The 22575-nt window shown below is 71.1% G+C and carries 15 protein-coding genes; 11 read left to right on the top strand and 4 right to left on the bottom strand.

The genetic code is table 11. From position 1 onward, the window contains the following. Positions 1–4: 4 nt before the first annotated feature. Complete coding sequence (locus WMF11_RS14835; protein WP_437977907.1) at positions 5–1090, top strand: ABC transporter transmembrane domain-containing protein; 1086 nt, start codon at positions 5–7, stop codon at positions 1088–1090. A 155-nt stretch (positions 1091–1245) separates the two neighbouring features. On the opposite strand, the gene WMF11_RS14830 is transcribed toward WMF11_RS14835, so the two are convergent. Continuing rightward, the gene (locus WMF11_RS14830) at positions 1246–2160 is read right to left on the bottom strand and encodes a phosphatase PAP2 family protein (protein WP_437977906.1); all 915 of its coding nucleotides are present in this window, start codon (positions 2158–2160) and stop codon (positions 1246–1248) included. Between the two features lie 1097 nt (positions 2161–3257). Between WMF11_RS14830 and WMF11_RS14825 the strand changes: the two genes are divergently transcribed. Beyond that, entirely contained in the window at positions 3258–3641 is a 384-nt protein-coding gene (locus WMF11_RS14825; RefSeq protein WP_437977905.1) for a KGG domain-containing protein, read from the top strand. 66 nt (positions 3642–3707) lie between these two features. Here WMF11_RS14825 and WMF11_RS14820 read toward each other — a convergent pair whose 3' ends face one another. Beyond that, entirely contained in the window at positions 3708–5504 is a 1797-nt protein-coding gene (locus tag WMF11_RS14820; RefSeq protein WP_437977904.1) for a PE-PGRS family protein, read from the bottom strand. 814 nt (positions 5505–6318) lie between these two features. Here WMF11_RS14820 and WMF11_RS14815 point away from each other — a divergent pair. From WMF11_RS14815 to WMF11_RS14790, 6 genes are all read left to right on the top strand, one after another. Continuing rightward, positions 6319–7971 (top strand): FAD-dependent oxidoreductase, encoded by a 1653-nt coding sequence (locus tag WMF11_RS14815; protein ID WP_437977903.1) that lies wholly within the window; start codon positions 6319–6321, stop codon positions 7969–7971. A gap of 211 nt (positions 7972–8182) precedes the next feature. Next, a complete protein-coding gene (locus WMF11_RS14810) occupies positions 8183–9250 on the top strand; it encodes a hypothetical protein (protein ID WP_437977902.1) in 1068 nt (355 codons plus the stop codon). Next, positions 9250–10704 (top strand): hypothetical protein, encoded by a 1455-nt coding sequence (locus WMF11_RS14805; RefSeq protein WP_437977901.1) that lies wholly within the window; start codon positions 9250–9252, stop codon positions 10702–10704. The genes WMF11_RS14810 and WMF11_RS14805 overlap by 1 nt, the downstream gene beginning before the upstream one ends. 23 nt (positions 10705–10727) lie before the next feature. After that, complete coding sequence (locus WMF11_RS14800) at positions 10728–12326, top strand: thrombospondin type 3 repeat-containing protein (protein ID WP_437977900.1); 1599 nt, start codon at positions 10728–10730, stop codon at positions 12324–12326. 289 nt (positions 12327–12615) lie between these two features. Continuing rightward, complete coding sequence (locus WMF11_RS14795) at positions 12616–13686, top strand: hypothetical protein (protein WP_437977899.1); 1071 nt, start codon at positions 12616–12618, stop codon at positions 13684–13686. A gap of 228 nt (positions 13687–13914) precedes the next feature. Continuing rightward, positions 13915–15276, top strand: coding sequence for a hypothetical protein (locus tag WMF11_RS14790; protein ID WP_437977898.1), 1362 nt, complete (start codon positions 13915–13917; stop codon positions 15274–15276). A 24-nt stretch (positions 15277–15300) separates the two neighbouring features. Here the strand turns inward: WMF11_RS14790 and WMF11_RS14785 are convergent, their stop codons facing one another. Continuing rightward, positions 15301–19371: a hypothetical protein gene (locus WMF11_RS14785; protein ID WP_437977897.1), complete on the bottom strand. Its 4071-nt coding sequence runs from the start codon at positions 19369–19371 to the stop codon at positions 15301–15303. A 269-nt stretch (positions 19372–19640) separates the two neighbouring features. Further along, complete coding sequence (locus WMF11_RS14780) at positions 19641–20459, bottom strand: TetR/AcrR family transcriptional regulator (RefSeq protein ID WP_437909020.1); 819 nt, start codon at positions 20457–20459, stop codon at positions 19641–19643. A 353-nt stretch (positions 20460–20812) separates the two neighbouring features. Between WMF11_RS14780 and WMF11_RS14775 the strand changes: the two genes are divergently transcribed. The 3 genes from WMF11_RS14775 to WMF11_RS14765 are packed head-to-tail and all read left to right on the top strand — an operon-like array spanning position 20813 to position 22460. Continuing rightward, positions 20813–20995 (top strand): hypothetical protein, encoded by a 183-nt coding sequence (locus WMF11_RS14775; protein ID WP_437552463.1) that lies wholly within the window; start codon positions 20813–20815, stop codon positions 20993–20995. Continuing rightward, positions 20992–21591, top strand: a complete 600-nt coding sequence (locus WMF11_RS14770; protein WP_437909019.1) for an SMP-30/gluconolactonase/LRE family protein — start codon at positions 20992–20994, stop codon at positions 21589–21591. Before WMF11_RS14775 ends, WMF11_RS14770 begins: the two co-directional genes overlap by 4 nt. A 35-nt stretch (positions 21592–21626) precedes the next feature. Next, complete coding sequence (locus WMF11_RS14765; protein WP_437977896.1) at positions 21627–22460, top strand: hypothetical protein; 834 nt, start codon at positions 21627–21629, stop codon at positions 22458–22460. The last annotated feature ends 115 nt before the right edge of the window (positions 22461–22575 follow it).

Genomic DNA, 22575 nt, shown 5'->3' with positions numbered 1-22575 from the left:
CCCCTTGAACTTCCACGGGGGGCCCGCGCGTGGATCCGGATCGCTCGAGCACACGACCCCCCTGCGTGCGCCGCAGCTGCCGATCACCACCCAGGGGGTGACGCAGGCGTCGGGCGCTGGCCGCGCCGCGCTGAGCGGGCGGCTGCGCGACGCGCTGGCGCTGTTCGTCGCGCTCATCGCCGGCGAGTTCCTGTTCAGCCGGATCGCCGGCCTCTGCCAGATCCTCGTCGGGCCGTGGCAGCGCCAGAACGTGACCCGCAATCTGTACGCGTACCTCCAGCACCACTCCCATCGTTACATCAGCAACAACTTCGCCGGGGCGCTCGCCCACCGGATCAGCGAGACGTCGATGGGGGTCTCGCAGACCCTGTGGGCCATCCTCTTCGACTTCTGGCCCATCGCCATCGTCTTCTCGGTCTCGATCGGGCTGCTCTACAGCGCTCACCCGGCGCTCGCCGCGGTCGTCTCGGCCTGGGCGGCGCTGTTCGTCGGCGTCTCCTACTGGCTCGCGACCCGGTGTCAGCCCCACGCGGTGCGCGCCGCGTCCGCGCGGAGCGAGACAACAGGCAAGCTCGTCGACTCCGTCACGAACCTCACGAGCGCGCGGCTCTTCGCCCGGTTCGGCTTCGAGCGCGCGTACCTGGACGAGCAGCTCAAGCGCGAGCTCCGCGCGGTGCGCAGATCGAACTGGTACTCCGAGCGGGTGCGCTGGTTCCAGTTCGCGTCCGCCGCGCTGCTCAAGGTGGGGACGCTCTACCAGTCGCTCAGGCTCTGGGAGCGCGGCGACATCGGCGTCGCCGAGTTCGTCATGGCGACGAGCCTGTCGCTCCTCATCATCAACGAGGCGCGCAACCTCAGCCGCCGCTTCCTCGAGTTCTTCGAGTTCGTCGGCAACGTCGCGAACGGGGTGAACACCATCGTCCGCTCCCACGAGCTCGTCGACCGCCCCGAGGCCGTCGCCCCGACGCTCGAGCGCGGCCGGATCGAGCTCCGGAACGTGACCTTCGGGTACACGCCCGGTCACCCGATCTTCGGCGGCTCCAGCCGACGGCTGACCGCGCCGACGAGCTCCCCCGGGGTGCTCCGCTGAAAGCGTGGGAGGCACCGCTCGCCTGAGCGGCCGCCAGGATCAAGCAGGCCGCGGGCGCTCGTGCCGAGCTCAGGCCGAGGCCGGCTCCTTGAGATGAGCTTCCCCCGACGCCGAGGCGCGCGGGACTGGAGCGCGCCGGCGCCGGAGAGGCGCGCTTACCGGAAGCTCCACGGCTGCGGCTGACCCATGCGGGCGCGGAGGCCCTCCTCCCAGCGGACGAGCCGCGGCGTGAGCCACGCCGTGCCCACGGCCAGGACGGCGCCGGCGACGACGTCGACCGCGTAGTGCCAGCGGAGGAGCATGGTCGAGACGATGATGTTCATGGAGAAGAACGCGGTCACCACGGCGAGCCAGAAGAGGCGCCGGTCGGTGCGGGCGCGGTGGAACGTGTACAGGGCGAACCAGAGGGGAGCGGCCGTGTGCAGGGAGGGAAAGACGTCCTTCATCGCGCCGCCGGCCTGCACGACGCTGCTCACGCAGCCCCAGAAGAAGCCGCCGTCCAGCGGCCCCTGATAGAGGTGGCTCAGCGCCTGGATGGGGCCGTACGCAGGGACGGCCATGTAACCGAGCTGGCCAACACAGTAGACGATCGTGGTGCCGACCGCGTACTCCGTCGTCCCCCGGCCTGGTCGGGCGACCCATACCGCCAGCACCATCGAGAGGAAACAGATCAAGAAGTAGCTGAAATAGAAGAAGGAGAACCACTCCACGATCGGGCGCGTGTTGAAGCGCTCCATCCAGAGCGCCGGCTCGACGCGGAAGAGGAGGAGATCGAGGTGGAGGAGCTCCGCGTCGACGCTATCGCTCCGGACCGCCGGCAAGAGGGTCCGGAGCGACAGGTAGTTGAGGAGGAAGGCGCCGACGAGCGAGAGTCGGTAAAGGACGCTCCGCAGCAAGGGCGCCAGAAACGTCGCGCGGCGCACGAGCACGCAGACGGACACCAGGGCGGCGATGCCCGCCAGATTGCGGTTCATGCACTGCGCTCGCAGCTCCGTCGGCGGCGCGCCAAGCAGGAAGATCGTCGTCAAGGCGAGATAGCCGATGAGGATCGCGTCGTGGAGAGCGAACACGCCGACCAGGCCGCGCAGAGCGTCCTTTAACAGCGCGCCTTCGGGCTCGACGTCGACCAGCCCGCCGGAGCCGGCGACCTCATCGCAGTCCGTTGTGAGCCTCTCTTGCATTCGGGGACGTTCCAGGGATGGGATGGTGCGCATGGGCTGATGACGCCGGGCCGCTCTGTATCACGTGTTCGCGCGTGGCGTCACCGTGACATCGGTGACGCTCCAGCGACCGGGAGGCAACAGGCGCAGCAACTCGGGGGCCACACGGACGTCGAGTTTTTGACGGGCCGGTTCGCGCCGCTTGACAGCGGTAGGGAGCCTCCACGCCCCCGGCATGGCGGCCCCGCGACAGCCCAACCGCCGCCTCGGCGGACCGCACGCGTGCGAACGCAGCGACGCAGCGGCGCAGGGTCTACGCGTCACGACGACACTATCGCGTCCCAGGTTGGGCTGCCCGGCTCCCGGAGGCGCAGAATCTGCGCGACGGCATCGCCCCTGGATCTGCGGGACGGATGCGCCCACAACGCCGGTCGGGGGATCCGCGATGGCGATCGACAACGCGCGCCGTCAAGCACGCTGGGCACTGGAGCACGATCGTCGCGGCGTGCCGGCGGCGGTGACGTCGGCGACGTCGCGAGCGCTGGAGTCGTCCACACGAGAGGACGCCGTGGATTTCGACCGCGCGGCGCGGACGAGGCGCGATGGCCCGCGCGCTCACGACCGGTGGGGCAGTCTGCCGCGCGGCGGGGCGTCCGCTGGAACGCCGCGCTCGCCGGGCTGAGCGGCGCTGGACGCAACGCGACACCATCGGCGCTGCGCACGTCGGCGCAGAAACCGCGCCTTCCCCGGGCGCGCCCGGAGGATCGCGCTCACCTCACCCTGCTGGAGCGCACCCTGGACGCTCCCGAGCGCTCACGAGAATCCACGGAAGTCCCGCTGGATCCGCGCCGGTGACGTCGCGTGTCCATGGATCCCTCTTCATGGCACTCACGTTGCAGTCCCCCGGAGGAGCCGACATCGTTCAGCGACGATCCCACAGGGCACCACGCCTGGGTCACCCCGTGAGGGCGCTGGAGCGATGCGCCCAGACACCAAGGAGACGACTCATGGCACAGCAACACGGTCAGAGCAGCAGTCGTGGGTTCGCCGCGATGGACCAGAAGCAGCAACGCGCGATCGCGAGCATGGGCGGCAAGGCCGCGCACGAGAAGGGCACGGCCCACGAGTTCAGCTCCGAGGAGGCCCGCGCGGCCGGCCGCAAGGGCGGCGCGAGCGTGAGCCAGAATCGCGAGCACATGGCCGCGATCGGCCGCAAGGGCGGCGCGGCCGTGAGCCAGAACCGCGGACACATGGCGCAGATCGGCCGCAAGGGCGGCGAGTCGCGCGGCGACGGACAGAGCGACGCGCCGGGGGAGAGCGCGCGCGAGGGCGAGCAGGGCGGCAGCGCCGCACGTGCCGACGCCGCCGAGCCGCGCCACGAGACGAACTGAGCAGCGCCGCGGCACATCGCCGCCGGTGATCGGGCGCGCGGGGGTGTCCGCGCGCCCGATCGTCCGTCACGGCGACAGGGTGACGAGGAAGACGTCGCCGTTGCTGCGATCGCCCACAGACGCGCTGTGCTCGATGGCGGGGAGGCCGCCGCCGAGCTCGATCCGCTCGCCGTGGAAGAGGCCAGCGGCGACGGTGTTCCCGCTTCCGGTGACGGCCTGGGCCGTCGAGAAGCAGAAGACCCCATCGCGGTAGACGTCGGACCAGAGCTCCTCGGAGAAGTCCGGACTGAGCTTCGCGACGAACGCATCGCCCGACTCGGGCGGCACGGTCTCCACGGGCGCCCCGCCGAGCTCGAGCGCCTCCGTGAAGTAACCGCTCAGAACGTGGTTGCCCCAGGGGTCCTGCGAGAAGCCCCAGACGAACTCGTCGCCCGCGGACGGGAGCCCACGGGCGGCGAGCGGCTCACCGGTCTCTGCGTCGAGCCGGGCCAGGTAGAGGTCGTAATCCCCGACCGCGGCGCGCTCGATGGCCGTGGGCCCGACGCGGAACGGAGCGCTGTAGTTGCCGAGGACGACCGGGTGGCCATCGAGCCCGAGGCCGATGAACTTGGCGAACTGCTCGCCGGCGGCGCCCAGCGACCGGCCCCAGACGAGGCTGCCCGACGCGAGATCGAACCGCAGGACGAGCCCATCGATGCTGTAGATCGGCTCGTCGTCGCGCGAGCCGTCGATGGCGCTCTCCACGACGTGGCCGTCGATCTCGAGCCTTCCGCCGAACGCGCCGGCCGCGTAGAGGGCCGACTCGCCGACCGCGATGCTGCGGAAGCGCTGCCAGCTCTCCGCGGAGCCGAACCGCCGGCTCCAGAGGTGGCCGCCGCCGGCGTCGAGCTTCGCCACGACGACGTTGGGACCCCCGCTCCCCTCGAGCGCGGTCCCGGGCGCCTCGCTGAAATTGATGCTGCCGTCGACCATGCCGAGGACGACGATCTCGCCCGCCTCGGTGACGGCCACGGCCGTGGCGCCCTGATCGAGCTCGCCGCCAAAGCGCTTGCTGAAGAGGTGGTTGCCGCCGGCGTCGAGCTTGGCGACGAAGAGGTCCTTCCCGCCGGCGCTCACGAGCTCCGTGCTCGCGTCCGCGCCGAAGTTGAGGGTCCCCTCGAACTCCCCGGCGACGACGACGTTGCCGCTCGGATCCGTGGCCACCGCAAACGCGACCTGATCGGACTTGCCCCCGAAACGCCTGCTCCAGACGTGGCCTCCCGCCGCGTCGAGCTTCACGACGAAGAGGTCGAGACCACCGTCGCTCACGAGGGCGTCCGCCTCGCCACCGAAGTTGATCGCCGTCTCGAAGCCGCCGACCAGGACGACGTTATCGTGCAGATCTGCCGCGATCGCCTCGATTCGCTCGTTCTTCGCCTCGCCGGCGCCGAGCCCCCACAGGGCATCTCCGAGGAACGCCGGAGGCTCGCCGCCGCCGCTGCCGCCCGCGCCGCCGTCGCCGCCTGCGCCCCCCACTCCACCTGATGCACCGGCGCCCGTTTCGCCACCTTGCCCCCCGGCGCCTCCGACTCCATCGCTACCGCCGGCGCCTCCGACTCCACCGCTGCCGCCGGCGCCTCCGACCCCGCCTTGTCCCCCAGCCCCCCCTTCACCGCCTTGCCCGCCGCCGCCTCCGGCCCCGCCCTGCCCGGCGACGCCGCCGGCGCCGCCTTCGCCGCCATGCCCGCCGGCGCCTCCGACGCCGCTCGTAGACGAGGTGACGCCGTCCTCAGGCTCCGAGTCGCAGCCGTTGCAGCCCAGGGGGAGCCCCATGCTCGTCAGAAGAGCAATCCGAGCCACGTTCGTCACCAGGTGCGCTTTCATCCATCCTCCATGTCTCGACGAAGAGCCCGAGCCGCGGGCGCTCGGTGGAGCCAAGGCCGATCCGGCACCCCTCGCTGTGGGCTGTCGAACGTCCTCAATCTGCTGTGTCGTGGACGTCAAGTACGCGTGCGCGCGGATTGAATCAAGCAGCTGTCGCGGCGAATTCGTGGCAACGATCGGCTACCCCTGGATCCGCCGGAACGGCGTGTCCCGCCTGGACGGCGCGCCTCGCCTGAACGGCGCTCCCCGCTGACCAACCGTTCTCTTGCATGCGGCCCGCGATCGCCTCGGACGCGCGCCGCGCGCGTCGCAGGTTTGCCTCATCGTGGCAGAATGCCTCACCGTGAGCCCCGCGGCACGTCCAACATACAAGCCGCGCCGGGCGGCGGTGGGCGCGGTACGCGATCTGCATCGTCCCGCGAGTGATGTGGGTGGCTTGGCTCAGGAGCGCCACGACTCTCTCTACGCTCGTCACGCTCGCTCCCTTCGCGTGCAGCGGCGACAAGCGCCGCGCGGGCAAGCGTCGGGACGGCGCTCGGCCGCTCCCCCGCCTGTCGCCCGCTCGCTTCAACGACCTCTCCGCCAACCCGCGGGAGGGGTCTGACGACCTCGCCCGAGCGCGCATTCGCGCGCGAACGAAGAGCGCCGCCGGCGCGCGTCCCCCCGCGCGCGCCGGCGGCGCGGCGGCCATGGAGGCCGCATCCGGGGCGTCTGGCGCGGCGGATCATCACGCCTCCCGGGCGGCAGACCCCATGACCCATCACCGAGACGAAGCGCCGAGCCAAAGCGCTCGGCGCCCAGACGCGGAGCGCCTATGACGGAGCGAGCCTACGATAAGAACACCGCCTGGACCCACGCCGTCATCCCTCCGATGACCCCCCTCGCGACCGACCACGAGGCGGACGTGTGCGTCGTTGGCGCGGGGATCGCCGGCCTGACGACGGCGTATCTCCTCGCGAAGGCCGGAAAGCGCGTCGTCGTCCTCGACAACGGCGCCATCGGCGGAGGCGAGTCAGGGCTCACCACCGCGCACATCACGCACGCGCTCGACCGGCGCTGGGCCTCGCTCGCGAAGCTCCACAGCAAGAGCCGCCTGCGCCTCGCCGCAAGGAGCCACACGGCGGCCATCGAGACGATCGAGCGGCTCGTCGCGGAAGAGAAGATCGACTGCGACTTCCGGCGCGTCCATGGCTATCTCTTCACAGCCCCGGGGTCGCCCCCGGCCACCCTCCGGGACGAGATCGAGGCCGCGCAACGCGCCGGGCTCGGCTCGACCCATTACGTCGACCGCGCGCCGCTGCTCGATTTCGATACGGGGCCCGCGGTCCGTTTCCCCGATCAGGCGCAGTTTCATATCCGCAGGTACCTCGCGGGGCTGGCGCGGGCGATCGAGCGCGACGGCGGCAGGCTCTACACGCTCGCGCACGTGGTCGACGTCGACGAGGACGCCGTGCCTCACGGGGTGGTCGTCAAGACGGCGCGCGGGCACCGGGTGATCGCCGGCGAGGCCGTGCTCGCCACGAACTCCCCGTTCATTCCGCGCTTCTCCGTGCACCTGAAGCAAGCCGGCTACCGGACCTACGTCGTCGGCCTGCGCATCCCGCGGGGCGCCGTCCCACCGGGGCTCTACTGGGACACGGCCGAACCGTTCCATTACGTCCGCCTCGCCAACATCAACGGCGCAGACGGCCCGGACGAGGTGCTCCTCGTGGGAGGAGAGGACCACAAGACCGGACAGGCCAGCGACGCGGACCAGCGCCACGCGCGGCTCGAGGCATGGGCGAGAGAGCGCTTCACGCAGGCCGGCGAGGTGCTGCACCGCTGGTCCGGCGAGGTGATGGAGACGGTCGACGGCCTCGCGTACATCGGTCGCATCAAGAAGGGATCGAGGATCTTCATCTCCACGGGCGACTGTGGCAACGGCATGACGCACGGGACGATCGCAGGCCTCGTGATCTCGGACCTCGTGCAGGGCCGCGAGAGCCGGATGGCGTCGCTCTTCGATCCCACCCGCGTCAACCTGAGCCTGGCCGCCGTCTCCGAGTACGCGAAGGAGAACCTCAATGTCGCGTGCCAGTACGCCTCATGGCTCGGCAAGGGCGATGTCCCTGACGTGGCGCAGATCGCGCCCGGCGCAGGCGCCGTCGTGCGCAGGGGCCTGAAGAAGCTCGCCGTCTACCGCGATCCGCAAGGGCAGATCCACGAGATGTCGGCCATGTGTACCCACCTCGGCGGCGTGGTCTCGTGGAACTCCGCGGAGCGCAGCTGGGACTGCCGCTGTCACGGCGCCCGCTTCGACGCCATGGGCCGCGTCCTCCGAGGCCCGGCGACGGCCGATCTCACGCCGATCGCGCCGAGCGAGGCGCCTCTCAGCGCCGGAGGCTCGGTCTCGCCTCCGAGGGAGCGGGAGCGGGTCGCCGACCAGCCTGCGGTCGTGCCCCTGCCCCAGAGTCGCTCGGCCACGTGAACGGAGCGAGTCGCGAGCGCCAACAACCGATGAGCGCAATGGACGTGGATCGACGTGATCGACGTGATCAACACGATCGACGCCCTACGCGATGCGCGCGCCATGGCCTCATGAGCACGATGCGCGCGCGCCGGCGTAGTTGACCCCCGCGCGAGCGGCGTGCGATCATGATCGAGTAGTCCGGGACAGTCCCGGGCGGCTTGGTGATGAGATGAAATTGTTGCGCCCCCGTGCCTCCCGCGCCGCAGGCATAGCCCTGGCTGTCCTCTCGGTCGCCGGGGCGCTTCCGGCGCGGGCCGAGCCCTCGGCGGCCGATCGTCAGACCGCGCGGACGCTCCTCATCGAGGGGCGCAAGAAGCGCGACGCGGGGGACGTCGCCGGCGCCCGCGAGGATTTCCAGGCGGCCCACGCGCTCGTGCGCGCCCCCACGACGGGGCTCGATCTCGCGCGCGCCGACGAGGCGCTCGGTCGCCTGATCGAGGCCCGGGAGACGGCCTACGAGGTCGTCCACCTGCCCCTCGGGAGCGACGAGCCGCCGGTGTTCACGCAGGCGCGGGCGGCCGCCGCGGCGATGGTCGAGCAGCTCGAGGCGCGCATCCCGTCGCTCCAGCTCCGGGTCGAGGGCGCGGCGCTGGACAAGATCGACGCGCGCGTGGACGGCCAGCCGATCCCCCGAGCGGCGCTCCCCTACCCGCGCAAGCTCAACCCCGGTCGCCACGAGGTGGTGGTGACGGCGCCCGGCTTCCAGACGGCGCGGCGCGAGGTCACGCTGAAGCAGGCGGAGCGCGCGCCGGTGGAGGTCCGCATCCACCTCGTGCCGGGGCGCTCGACCGAGCCGCAAGCAAGCGCAGCCGCAGGTGGGAGCATGGGCGCAAACGTGGGCGGAGCGCAGCAGCCGCCCGCGGACGCGCCGGCGGAGCCCCGCGCGCCCGTTCCGCTGTGGGCGTGGACGGCGGGCGGCGTGGGGCTCGCGGCGATCGCGGGCAGCGCGGTGTTCGCTGCCGACCACCTGGCCGCGCGGGCTCGGGTCGAGGACGAGTGCCCCGGGTCCGTCTGCGATCGGGGCGTCCACGACTTCGAGAGCATGGAGGCGCTCCGGGCGCGGTGGAACCGCAGCCTGGGGCTGTCGGTGACGCTCGGCGCGGTCGGCCTCGCCGGCGTGGGCGCGGCGCTGGGCGGCATCCTCCTGCGGCCCAGGGCGGGCGGCGAGCGGGCGTCGTCGCTCGTGCCGATCGCGACGCCGACGGCGCAGGGCGTGATGTGGCAGGGGGTGTTCTGATGAGGGTGAGACGGTTCTACCCGGCGACAGCCGGCGCGGCGCTCGGCATCGTGACGGTCGGCGCTGCGGCGCTCGGCGCTGCGGTCCTCGGCTGCGCTCCCGAGCTCAGCCTGCCGACCCCTGTGGGGGCCGGCGGCGAAGGCGGCGGTGGCGCGCCGCGGTCGGGCGGCGAGGTGCAGTGGGCGCGCGCGCTCGGGGGCGACGGGGAGCGTGCAGGGACGAGCGTGGCCGTCTTCGACGACCGCACCGCGGCGCTCGTTGGCAGGCTCACGAAGGCGGAGGACGTGGCCCTCGACGACGAGAGCGTGACCCCGATCGGCGAGGAGAACGTCTTCTGGGCGCGGCTCGCGGCGAGCGACGGGTCGGGGCTCGGGCTGAAACGCTTCGGTGCGTTCGATCCGCAGACGGTGAACGCGCTCGCGCCGGACGGGAACGAGGGCCTCCTGGTCGCGGGGGAGTTCTCCGGCACGCTGGAGTTCGGCGGCGAGCCGCGGACGAGCGCCGGCGGGCGAGACGGCTACGTCGCGAGGCTCGACGCGGAGGGGAAGGAGCTGTGGCTGCAGCCGCTCGGGGGCATCGGCTTCCAGGCGGCGACGAGCGTGGCGGCGACGGCGGCGGGGCTCCTCGTCGTGGCCGGCCGCTTCTCGGGCGCGCTGCACGTCGGCAAGGACCGGCTCGAGAGCGCCGGGGGCAGCGACGTGTTCCTGGCGAGCTTCAACAACGACGGCGTGCTGCTCTGGAGCAAGCGCTTCGGCGACGGCTTCGATCAGCAGGCCCGCGCCGTGGCGATGGACGCGCGCAACAACGCGATCGTGATCGGAGATTTCGCCGGCACGCTCGATCTGGGCGGCGAGCCGCTGGAGAGCGCCGGGGATTTCGATGTGTTCGTGGCGAGCTTCAACGCGCTCGGCGAGCACCGCTGGAGCAAGCGCTTCGGCGACGCGGGGCCGCAGCGGGCCAAGGCGGTCGCGGTGGACGGGGCGGGCAACGTGATCGTGGGCGGGGAGTTCGGCGCGACGATCGATCTCGGCGGGGGCCCTCGGACGGCCGGAGAGCGCCAGGCGGTGTTCGTGGCCAAGCTCGATCCGACGGGCGAGCACATCTATAGCCGGGTGATCGGCGAGGACGGCGCGTCGCTGGGACAGCTCCTCGTCGACGGCGCGGGGGACGTGGTCGTCGCGGGGGGGTTCCGCGGAGACACGACGCTGGCGGACGGGTCGGTGACGAGCGCGGGGGACGACGACGTGTTCGTGGCCAAGCTCGATCCGGAGGGCGGCTACCGGTGGAGCCACCGCTTCGGCAGCGCCGGCGCGGACCGGGCGACGGGCGTGGCCATCGACCGCGACAGGCAGGTCTACGTGACCGGCGCGTTCACCGGGAAGGTGACGTTCGGGGAAAAGCGGATCGAGGGAGGCGAGGGCACGGATGTGTTCGTGACCAAGCTGTCGCCATGAAGGCCATGAAGGACGGAGGCGCGATGAAACGTGCGGGGACGAGGGGCGTGCGGTCGCGCGGGCGACGGTTCTCGGTGGGGATCGTGGCGGGCCTGTTCGGGCTGATCCTGCCGGCCGCGGGGTGGGCGGAGGACCCCGATACCGATCTGGATGGGGTCGTGGATTCAGCGGACAACTGCGTGCAGACCCAGAATCCGGACCAAGCGGATGCCGACGGCGATGCGGTCGGCGATGCGTGCGACGACTGCCAGTCCGTTCTCAACCAGGATCAGCGGGATTCGGACTCCGACGGCGTCGGCGACGCGTGCGACAACTGTCCTGTCGGGATGAACCCGGACCAGTCGGATGCGGAGGCGGACGGCACCGGCGACGCCTGCGACGACGATGACGACAACGACGGTGTCCTGGATGCCGACGACAACTGTCCTTTCACGGCGAACGCCGATCAGCTGGACTCCGATGGAAACGGCACCGGCGACGTTTGCGAGGCCGGTGACGACGACGGCGACGGCATCGACAACGACGTCGACAACTGCCGCGACGTCCCGAACTCGCTCCAGCAGGACAGAGACGACGACAAGATCGGCGATCTCTGCGACAACTGCCCTGCCACGCGCAATCCGAACCAGGAGGACGGCGACGGCAACGGCATCGGCGACTTCTGCGAGCCCGACATCGACACCGACGGCGACGGGCTGCGCAACGCAGAGGACAACTGCCCTGTAGATCAGAACCCTGGCCAGGAGAACGCGGACGGGGACAGCCTCGGGGACGCCTGCGATCCCGACAGCGACGACGACGGCGTGGTCGACGTGGAGGACAACTGCGCTGTCGTGTCCAATCTGTTCCAGGAAGATACGGACGACGACGGCACCGGCGATGCCTGCGAGGACGACGACGACAACGACGGCGTCGTGGACGCAGAGGACGACTGCCCGCACGTGCCCAACCAGGATCAGGCCGACGGCGACGGCGACGGCCGCGGCGACGCCTGCGACCTCGGGGCCGACGTCGACGGCGACCGCGACGGCATACCGGACGAGACGGACAACTGCCCGCACGTGCCGAACCCCGATCAGACGGACGCCGACGACAACGGCGTGGGCAACGCTTGCGAGGACCTGGACGGAGATGGCCTGAGCGACGCGGCGGACAACTGCGACGAGGAGTACAACCCCGATCAGGCCGACAGCGACGGCGACGGTCAGGGCGACGCCTGCGAAGAAGACGACGACAACGACGGCGTCCCGGACGAGCAGGACAACTGCGCCTCCGTCCCCAACGCGGATCAGGCCGACAACGACGAGGACTATCAAGGCGACGCCTGCGACGTCGATGACGCGGACGACGACAACGACGGCGTCCCGGACGGCGACGACAACTGCCCGCTCGCGGCCAACGCGGATCAGGGGGATGGCGACGCCGACGGGGTCGGCGACGCCTGCGACGACAGCGGCGGTGCGGGCAGCAGCGGCGGCGGGTCCACGGAGCCGGAGGTCTCGTCCGGGCTGGTCTGCGCGATGCAGCGAGGCGAGCGTGGCGGCGCGCTCGTCGGCCTCGTGGCGCTCCTCGCGGGCGCGCTGGGCCTGGGCGCCCGAAGGCGGCGCGATCACGCGGCCTGATCGCCGCTGCGCGCGGCCCTGACGCGCAGCGGCCACGCGACCCCTTGAGAGCGACGAGCGTGCCCGCTCGCTTGCCCCCCGGAAGAGAAGAGACAACCGCGAGCACAACGTGGGTTATCACCCCACGGCCACACGCCGGTGTCGCGATGGCTCCGCGTTTTTTTCGCGACGGGTCTTTTTCTGAGCCGTGACCTGACCGCGGCGGAACTGCTCCGGATGAACGCGCCGGTAGTCCCGCTCCGCAGCGCGCGCTGCGGACGGGAGCGCCTGAGCCACCTCTGGAGACACCATGCGCCTAGCTCTCTCTCTTTCTCTCTCGTTGGTGACCGCCCTGTCTGGACTCACCCTCGGCGCCGGCTGTAGCGACAGCACCGTTGACGGCGCCGCCCCGTCCGGCGGCGCGGGGGGTGGCGACACCGCGAGCGGCGGCGGCAGCGCGAGCGGCGGCGGCAGCGCGAGCGGCGGCGGCAGCGCGAGCGGCGGAGGGGCCGGCACCGGCGCTGCGGGCGGCGGCATGGCGACCCCGACGAGCATCGTGGAGTGCCAGGGCAAGACGTACGCGTGCGGGGATCTCGTCGACAACGACGACGATGGGCTCCTCGACGCGCAGGATCCGGACTGCCTCGGCCCGTGCGACAACACCGAGGGCAGCTACTACGGCGGGATCCCCGGCCAGGCGGGGCCGGCGTGCACCGTCGACTGTTATTTCGACCAGGACTCCGGCTCCGGCAACGACGATTGCCACTGGAACCACAAGTGCGATGAGCACGAGGTCGCGCCCGGGTTTCACCCGGAGTCCAGCAACGGGACGATGTGCGCCTATGACAGCGGGGCCTCGACGCCGGGCGCCGACGGCAAGAGCTGCAGCGATCTCAACGGCGAGCAGTCCGAACTGTGCCATACGATCTGCGGTCCGCTCACGCCGAACGGCTGCGACTGCTTCGGCTGCTGCGAGCTGCCCGCGGGCGGCGGCAAGTACGTCTGGCTCGGCTCCGACGCCGATGGCACCGGTGAAGGCTCCTGCTCGCGCGGCCACGAGTCCGACCCGACCCGCTGCGAGCCCTGCACGCCCGTGGATGCTTGCCTGAACGAGTGCGGCCGCTGCGAGCTGTGCCTGGGCAAGGACACGCTGCCAGACGACTGCTTCGAGTCCGGCACCGGCGCAGGGGGCGGCGGCGGTGCTGGAGGCGGCGCCGCGACAGGCGGCGGCGGCGACGCCACCGGCGGCGGCGGCGGGCCCACCGGCGAGCCCCAAGGCCAGTGCGCGGCGGGGGTCCAGCCGTGCGGGCTCTCCGGCCAGGAGCCTTGTGCCGCAGGCTACTACTGCATCACCGGCTGCTGCCAGGTCATCTTGAACTAGCCCCTACGCTTGCCCGGGTTCTCCCTGGATTCGAGGGCAGGGATTGAACCACGAAAGACACAGAAGAACCGGAGGGATGTGTTCCCCCTGCTCGGTGCCCGCCGCGCCTGCGTGATTCACTGTCCCTGCTAGGAGCGGCGACAGGATCGCAGGCCGCGGCGCTGGCCGCTCACGAGCTGAGAAGCTGAGCCTGCAGCGACGAGACGTGGTTTGAAAGGAGACGAATCGATGGTGATGCGCTCGATGTCTGTTGGGATGCTGTGCGCCTTGATGGGGATGGGGTGCGGCGGCGACGACGAGGGTCAGCCGCAGAGCTGCTCGGTGGCCGCGCAGACAGGGTGCGCCGCCCCGCAGGTGTGCGAGGAGGTGGAGGGCGCCGAGCCCGCTTGCTTCGAGCCGGTGACCCTGAGGGGGCGCGTCTACGACTCGCTCGACGACAAGGCCATCGCGGGCGCGCGCGTGCTCGCCCGGGACCCGAGCGACGCGGTGATCTCCCGGGTGGCGATCACGGGGGCCGACGGGACCTATGAGCTCGTCGTGCCCGCGCGGCGCGACGCGAGCGGCGCTCCGGTCGAGGCCAACATCACGCTGCGCGCCGACGCGCAGACGTACGAGACGTTCCCGAAGGCGCCGCGGGTCGCGCTGCCCATCGACCTCTCCACCGCGGCAGGCAAACCGCCCGCGATCGAGTCGGCGGCGACGGAGATCTCGCTGTTGCCGCTCTCGGACAGCGAGGGGCTCGGTTCCATCTCCGGGGTCGTCCACGCCGACCAGCCCGGCGGGACGCTGCTGGTCGCGGGCGGCGCCACCGGCGCGGCCGATCTCGACGGCAGCTACACCATCTACAACGTGGCTGCGGGCGACGTCACGGTGAAAGGTTACGCCGCCGATCTCGCGCTCGACACGGCGAGCGCGACGGTCAGCGCCGGCAAGGAGACGACGAGCGTGGATCTTCACGCGACCGGAGACGCCACGGCGGTGGTGAGCGGCAAGGTCGAGATCGTGAATGCTCCAGGGGGGAGCGCGACCTCGGTCATCCTCGTCGTGGCCGATACCTTTGACGAGGCGACCGCGCGCGGCGAGACCCCGCGAGGGCTCCGGCAAGGCAACATCACCGGCGACTTCTCGATCGCCGGGGTGCCCGACGGCGATTACGTGGTCCTCGCCGCCTTCGAGGACGACGCGCTCGTGCGGGATCCTGACACGTCGATTGGCGGGACCGAGATCGTGCGCATCACGGTCTCCGGCCAGGATCTGCCCGTCGCGGAGTCGTTCAAGGTGACGGGCGCGCTCGCCGTGGTCTCGCCCGGCGCGAGCACGATGGAGGAGGTGAGCGGGACACCGACGTTCGTCTTCGAGGACGACTCCAGCGAAGATCTGTACGAGGTGCGGTTGTTCGACGCGCTCGGCGCCAAGATCTGGGAGGACCTGGAGGTGCCCAGGGTGTCGGGGAGCGAGAACGTCTCTGTCGAGTACGACGGTCCCGCGCTGATCCCGGGGATGATCTACCAGTTCAGGACCACCTCGAAGAAGGACGGCACGCCCATCTCGCAGACCGAGGATCTGAAGGGGGTCTTCGTCTACAGGTGATCGCAGGGCGCGCGGGCGCCGCCGTCAGCGGCGACGGCGGCGGGCGCGGCGCGCGCTGCCGAGCGCCACGAAGACGCCGCACAGCGCGAGCGCGCGGGCCGCTCCTGACGCGTGCCCGGTCTCGCCGCCGATGACGGCATACGCGCAGCTGATGCTCAAACAACAGCAGCAGTGGACCGGGGCCGCTCCTCCCTCGGATTGGCCCCCTCCCCCTTCCCCACCCCCACCCGCCGCATCTCGGCCACCGCCAACCCCTGTGCCGCCCGGCCCGCCGGCATCGGTGGAGCAATCGCCGCCGGCGCCGTCGCCCCTGCCTCCAGCGCCCTCGGCCGGTCCTCCGGCGTCGCCGCCGCCGCCCGCGCCGCTGCCGCCTGCGCCACCGCCGCCTGCGCCGCCGCTGCCCACGCCTACTGCAGTCCCTCCGTCATCGCCGCCTCCGCCCCCTCCCGCGGCGGCGCTGTTCGGCGTGTTCCGGCAGCCAAAGAAGGGATGGCATTCGTCCGTGGTCGTCGGATCCCCGTCATCGCAGTAGAGCGGGATGTCGCTCAGACAGAGTCCCTGGAAGCAGACCTCGCTGCCATTGCAGACATCGAAATCATCGCAGCTGGCGCCGTCCGGCAGGCTCACGTCCGCGGGGCAGCTCCCTGCGCCGTCGCAATACTCCCCGGGATCGCACAGCGAGGTCGCGATGCGGCAGATCGTGGTCGGCGGCTCGGCGGTGCACAGATCCGAGCAGCAATCGCCGTTGCGCAGGTTGCCGTCGTCGCACTGCTCGCCGAGCCCGAGCTCGCCGTCGCCGCAGACGGCGGGCCTCACCGTGAGCACCGTCGGATCGGCCGCGCCGGCGAACAGGGGCTCGTCCGTCATCGCGCTCGACTCGTTCACGCCATCGGAGTCCGCGTCGAAGAAGAGCGTGCCCTGGTTCGTGACGACGAGTCCATCGGTCAGGGGACGGAGGATCGCTTCCATCGTGAGCGCCACCCACTCCCCCGGCTCGACCTCGCCGTCCCAGCCCACCGTGTTGGTGGCGGGATCGGCCGAGACCGCGCCGCTGTCCGCGAACGCGCCTTCCAGGAGGAGCTCGGGCGGGAGCACGTCCACGAACTCGAAGCCTGCATTGTCGGGCTGCACGCGTCCACCGGTGTTGGTGATGAGCGCCGTATAGGCGAGATCCTCGCCGGCGATGCGCTCGCCGAGGACCGTGAGATAGCCGATCAGGCGCGCTGGCACGGAGACGTCGATGCGCACGCCGCTCTCGTTGTTTTCCGGCGCCGGATCGTGCTCGCTCGCGCTCACCTTCGCCGTGCTCTCGATCTCCTCGTCGACCGTGGACGGCGGGAGCGTGGGCGCGACCAGGGTGACCGCGATCGACGAGCTCTCCCGCGCGGCGAGCGAGGCGCGCCGGCACGCGAGCTCTCCGCCGGCCAGGTCGCACGTCCAGCCGGTCCCCGAGGCGCTGACGAGGCTCGCCCCGGCGGGCAGCACGGACGACACGCCGACGTCGCTCGCATCGCCCGGCCCCTCGTTGGCGACGTCGATCGTCATCGTGAGCTGGGCGCCCGGCGATACAGGATCCGGCGCGGCCGTCTGGGTGATGGCCAGATCCGCCCCGCAGGCCCTGGACACGACCGGCACCGCCGCGAACACGATGTTGTCGACCGCGACGCCGCACGGCCCGGGGCACCCGATATCCGTGCAGACCCGGCTGTCGTCCTGCGTGTAGTCGAAGCGGAGCCTCACGGTCCGCCCGCGCAGCCCCGCGCCAGGGAAGCGAATCGACACGCGCTTGCTCCCGCCGGAGCTGCCGGACCATACCGCGTTGTCCGCCAGGTAGTCCGGGTCGTCGCGGGCTGGAAGGTGCTTTGGGAAGTGGTGGCTCCCGCCGGTGACGATCCGCTCGGCGAACGCCTCCGCGAGCACCGCCCGGGGCGCGGCGCCGGCCGTGAGATCCTCCACGCGCAGCGTCAGACCGTCGAACGCCTGGATGAGCTTCTGCGGATCGTCCTCCAGCTCGTAGGTGAGATCGAAGTCGAGCGTGACGTGGGAGTTCCCGGAGCTCTCCGGGATGGTCACGGCGGGCGACACGAGCGCGACGAGCGACGTCGCCGCCTCCTCGTCGTGAAATGCCGCGTTGTTTCCGGGCGTCAGCGTCTGCGCGACGGTCCACGGCGAGGCGGAGGCCGTCCCGCCGGCGCGCACCGACTGCCAGCCGGAGGGCAGCGCCGGCGCGCTCGCTGCGTCGAAGTCCTCGCGGAGGAGGACCTCCGCGGGGCCCGGCGAGCCCGTCTCGAGCTGGATCGGCAGCTCGACCGTGCCCTGAGCCGAGCTCACCGTGAGCGTCAGATCGATCGGCGCTCCAGGAACGAAGTCCCGGCCCGTCCTGAGGACGAACGGCGCGTCGCCCGCGACCGTGCGGAGGGGCTCGATATCCGGGTAGAGCGCGCTCGCCCTCACCAGGGTCACGGAGGGCGTCTCCGTGGACAGCGCGGCGGTGATCCGGGAGACGGTCGTCCTGCCGGAGATCGGGTTGGCGAGGTGGTTCTCGAGGTAGACGCCGACGTCGACGATCTCCCCGGGATCGACGCGCTCGTTCGCGAGGGCGCCGCACGCGGCGTCGGCGATCCGGGCGCCGGCCGCGCGCAGCGGCGGGACGCGGGCGAGCTCGTCGAGGACGTCGAGGTGCACGTTGGGCGCGATCAGGGAGGTCGACGACGGCTGCCCCTCGTCGAACCGCGGCGGGGTGGCCGTCATGCTGAAGACGCTGTAGAGCTCACCGGCGAGCGCGACGCCGCCGATGCGGTCGCCGAGGTTCTGTCGGGAGGCGTCGTTGCCGTGGCCCGCGTGAAAGGGGCGGTCGGAGATCGGCGCAGGCGGGCTGAAGGAGGCGCCTTGATCGCTCGACGCGGTGTGGACGATCTCGGTCAGGTCGCCCGAGCTGTCGACATCCTGGTCGTAGTAGACGACGTGCGCGGTGCCGGTCGTTCGGTCGACGGCCACGAAGGGGAAGAACTGGGCCCGATCGCGCCCTGGATTGCTGTTGAGGAGGACGGCGGGGCCTGCGGTGCACTGCTCCGTGAACGAGCGCAGGGCGATGTCCCCTGTGCCGTCCGCGCCGCTCCGCTGGTAGACGACGTAGACCTGCCGCGTGGCCTGGTCGACGTCGATCGACGGGGCGCTCCTTCCGTGGTCGACGCCGAGGATCTGGTCTTCCATGGGGTAGCTGGCCTCGTCGAGGAGGGTGAGCGGCTCCCAGGTGACGCCTCCGTCGATCGACCGGCGGCAACCGACGTTGCGCAGCGAGGTCCCCGGCTCGATGGCGCGAAAGACGGCATAGACGACGGAGTCCCTGTCGGTCGCCCCGGGGAGGATGCGCGCGCTCGGCCCGTCGAGATCGCCACCGGCGGGCGCCTGCGCGATCGTGGCCGCGGGCGACCAGGTCTGGCCGAGATCGTCCGAGTGGCTGTAGAGGATCCTCGGAGACGCTCCGCCGCGCTGAACCCAGGTAACGGAGAGGCGCCCGGTCGCCGCGTTGACGTCGATGGAGGCCTGCTCGGCGCTCTCCCCCGCGACGAACGCGGGGGTCACCTCGACCGGCGCGGACCACGAGGAGCCGGCCGTGCGGCTACCGGGGTTCGAGGCATGGAGGCAGAGGCCCTGGAGGCCATCGGCAGGGCGAACGTAGGTGGAGGAGCTGACGAACACGTCGCGGGTCGGATCGTGGACGACGCGCGGGGCGCCGAGCACCTGGCCGCCGGCGACCGAGGGCAGCGCCCCCGCGCCGCTCGGGCCGAGGACCTCGGCGAAGGATCTCCCGCCGTCGGCGGAGCGCGCAACGCCGGACAGGCTGATCGGATCCGCGAGGGCGCCGCGCGGATCGGTGTAGGTCGCGATGAGGATGCTCGCGTCCGCGTTGGCGGCGATGGCGGCCTGGTGCTGAGCGCCGAGCGCGTCGACCGCGTGCACGGTGCGGTCGGCGCTCGCGACGGCCGCGAGCCGAGCTGCGCCGAGCGCCTCCGGTTCGTCGCTGCCACAACCGGCGCCGGCGGTGAGGAGCCCCCCGCTGAGCAACCAAGCGACCGTGCGTCGCGCGCGCATAACACCTCCGAAAGGAGATAGATGCCGCGAGCTCGCAGGACGTGCCGATTTCCCCGACATTGCGAGGCCGGTCCGGCGAACGGGCGCGATGTGCTGGGGTCGGTCTCGCGCAACGCCAGCGCAAGCCCCGCGCCGCGCGAGGGATGCGCCCGGCGCGAAGGCGCACGTCGACGCGATTTCCCTTTCTTCCTGGCCGGCGAGCCGTGTGCCAGAGGCCGGTGCGTCGCGCGCGAAGCGTCCTGGGGCCGGCAGGCGCCTGGGCGGACGGCTCAGGCGCGGCGCCCGGGGCCGCCGCGGTCGCGGCTCGCCTGGGAGGCGGGCGGCTCGGGTGGACGGTCGGGGAGCACGAGGTCCGCGAGACGGCGTGCCGCGGCGAAGGCCACCTCCGCACCTCCGACGGGGCCCTCACCCGGGTTGGCGGCGGACCCCTCACCCAGGTTGAGATCCTCACCGGGGGCGGGTCCCTCACCCAGGTTGGGATCCTCACCAGGGTTGAGTGGGGTACCAGCCCCATGCGGGTCTCCATCCAGGCTGGAAGAAATCAATGCGGATGCAATTTCCCCGGACGCGGACGAAACCTCACCCAGGTTGGCGTGCCCGACGTTGGCGCGCCCGCTCAGCGCGAGCATCGCGATGCCATGGAGGCCCGCGAAGAGCACGTAGGTATCCTCCTCGGGCCGCCTGCTGCCGTGATGGCGCAAGAGCTCGACGAATGAGCTCCAAAGAGGGCGCGCGAGCCGCAGGCGCCCCTGTTCGCGCAGGCGGGCACGGTCGAAGCGGCGCTCAGCCATCAGCCAGTACAGATCCGGATGGCACAGCGCAAACTCGACGTAACCGACGGCAAGCGCCCGCGCATCGGCGCCAGCGCGCGCTCGCGCATCGAGGCGCTCCGCGAGCCGCCGCCACCCGAGGCCATCGACGCGAATGAGGAATCCGTCGAGCGAGCCGAAGTGGTGATACAGCACCATCGTCGTCTGGCCCAGGAATGCGGCGATCTTGCGGGCCGTCAGCTCATCCCGCGTCAGCCGTCCCTCGCAGAGCGCCATGAACACGCGCTCCACCGGCTCATCGGCATCCATCACACCCATGCCCACCATCCTGCCACGTCCGCGCCTCGCCCGTTGACGCCACCAGGATAACATTGTTATCCTGGGTCATGGGGTGGCTGCTTCGCAACGCAACGTCGGTCTCCGGGGCGCAGCGCGGGGGCCGCTGGCTGGTAGGGTTGGCGCTTGCGGGGGCGTGCACGTCGCGACCGCCGACGGCGGACGACGCGCCCGCAGGGCCGTACGCGGTGGTGGACGGGTGGCCGCGTGTCCCTGACGGGATGGTGTTCGGCCCAGCGCTTGATGTGGCGGTTGACACGCGAGGGCGCGTGCTGGTGAGCCATGCGGCCGGGCGTACGTCAGGGAACGACGCGCCGATCCGCGAACCCACGATCTTGGCGTTCGATCCAGAGACGGGCGAGCTGCTCGACGCGTGGGGAGAGGGGCTGTTCTTCTATCCACACGGGATCGAGGTGGATCGCAACGACTTCGTCTGGGTGACGGACTCCGAGCAGAACCGGGTGTTCAAGCTGACGGCGGAGGGGGATGTGGTCATGACCCTCGGCGAGGCGCCATGAAGGGCATCGGTGTGTGGATCCTCGTCCTGCTCGCGGATATCGGGTGCGCGACGAGCCCCGAGCAGCTCGACCGGCCCACCAACGTGGCCTTCGGCCTGGACGGCGACATCTACGTGGCGGACGGCTACAACCATGCGCGGATCGCGCGCTTCTCCGAGGACGGCGAGTTCGTCATGGAGTGGGGCGAGAAGGGCTTCGGGCCGGGACAACTCGACACGCCCCACGGCATCGTCACCGACGACGAGGGGCGCGTTTACGTGGCGGACCGGGAGAACGCGCGTGTTCAGGTCTTCAGCGCGAACGGCCACTACCTGGCGCAGTGGAAGAGCCCCGCGCTGGGGCGACCGTGGGCGATCGCCTTCGGATCCGACCGGCACATCTACGTTGTAGACGGAGGCGATCAGGATCCAGCGCGGCCGCGGGGGCATGTGCTGCGGATGAGCCTCGACGGGAATATCGTGGACCGGTGGAGCACATCGGGGGACGGTCCCGGGGAGATCGACTGGGGGCACGGGATCGCCGTGGGGCACGACGGCAGCGTCTACGTCACCAGCCTGAGGGGTCGCGGCGTGCAGAAGTTCCGGAGGACGAAGTGAGGAGGAGAGCGCGCGGGCTCGCGCTCACAGTCACCGTGGTTGCCTCGGTCGGCGGGGCGCCGAGCTGGGCACAGACGACGGGGGACATTCCGTCGCGACCTGGTGGCCGCGGCCACGTTGCGCTGTACGGCATTTTCACAGCCTCGCCGCAGGACCGGACGGTGGCTACGATTCATGTCGCGCCGCAGGTGGCGGCGGGCGTTCGCCTGAACAGCTGGCTGCTCGCAACCACGGACGTCACCTCGGCCTGGACCACGTTTCGAATCGAGGGCGAGGCGCGGCGCTCGTCGTTTCGCTTCGGGAATCCGTTCGTGACCGTGCAGGCGGCGCTTCTCGAGGAGCGAAACCGCTCGATCTATGCCGGGGTCGGGGTTGCACCGCCGGTGACGACGTTCCCTGGCACCATCCCGAAGAATACGGAGGTCGAATACAACTACGCGGTAGCTACGGCCGCGCGCGGGTTCGCGGATTACTGGATGTGGGCACCGAACGCGATTCCGATCGCGCTGTTGCTCCGCAGCCGGGCGGAGCTGTCCATGCCGGTGATCGTTGGCGCTGAGCTGGATCCAGCCGTGCTCGTTTCCGTGAACTCCAACCCGTCTCGGCTGGCGGTCGTGGCCGCCGCTCACGCGGGCTTGCGGATGGGTCCGCTGACACCCGGAGTGCGAGTGCAGATGCTCGCGCAGTCGGCGCCGCTCGCAGGGAGAGATTTCTCACAGTGGGCAGCGATCTTGTATGCGAATGTCGAATTCCAGCCGGTGTTCGTACGCTCCCAGGTTGCCGTCAACCTGGATGCGCCGTCCGGGCTGACCGGGCAGCGAGGGGCGACTACGTGGGGGGTATCGCTGGGAGGCGGGGTCCATCTGTAGAACTGTTGAGCTCTTTCTTTGGTTTTGCTACCGGCCCACGATGCATCGCCTTCGCAGCAGCCGCCCTCTACCGAGCCACGTTGCGACGTCGCGCTCGACTGACGTTGCGCTCTGC

This window comes from Sorangium sp. So ce295 (genome assembly GCF_051527405.1).
Classification (GTDB): domain Bacteria; phylum Myxococcota_A; class Polyangia; order Polyangiales; family Polyangiaceae; genus Sorangium; species Sorangium cellulosum_B.
Note: the sequence above shows the minus strand (reverse complement) of the source record. Positions and strands in the feature narration are given on the sequence as shown.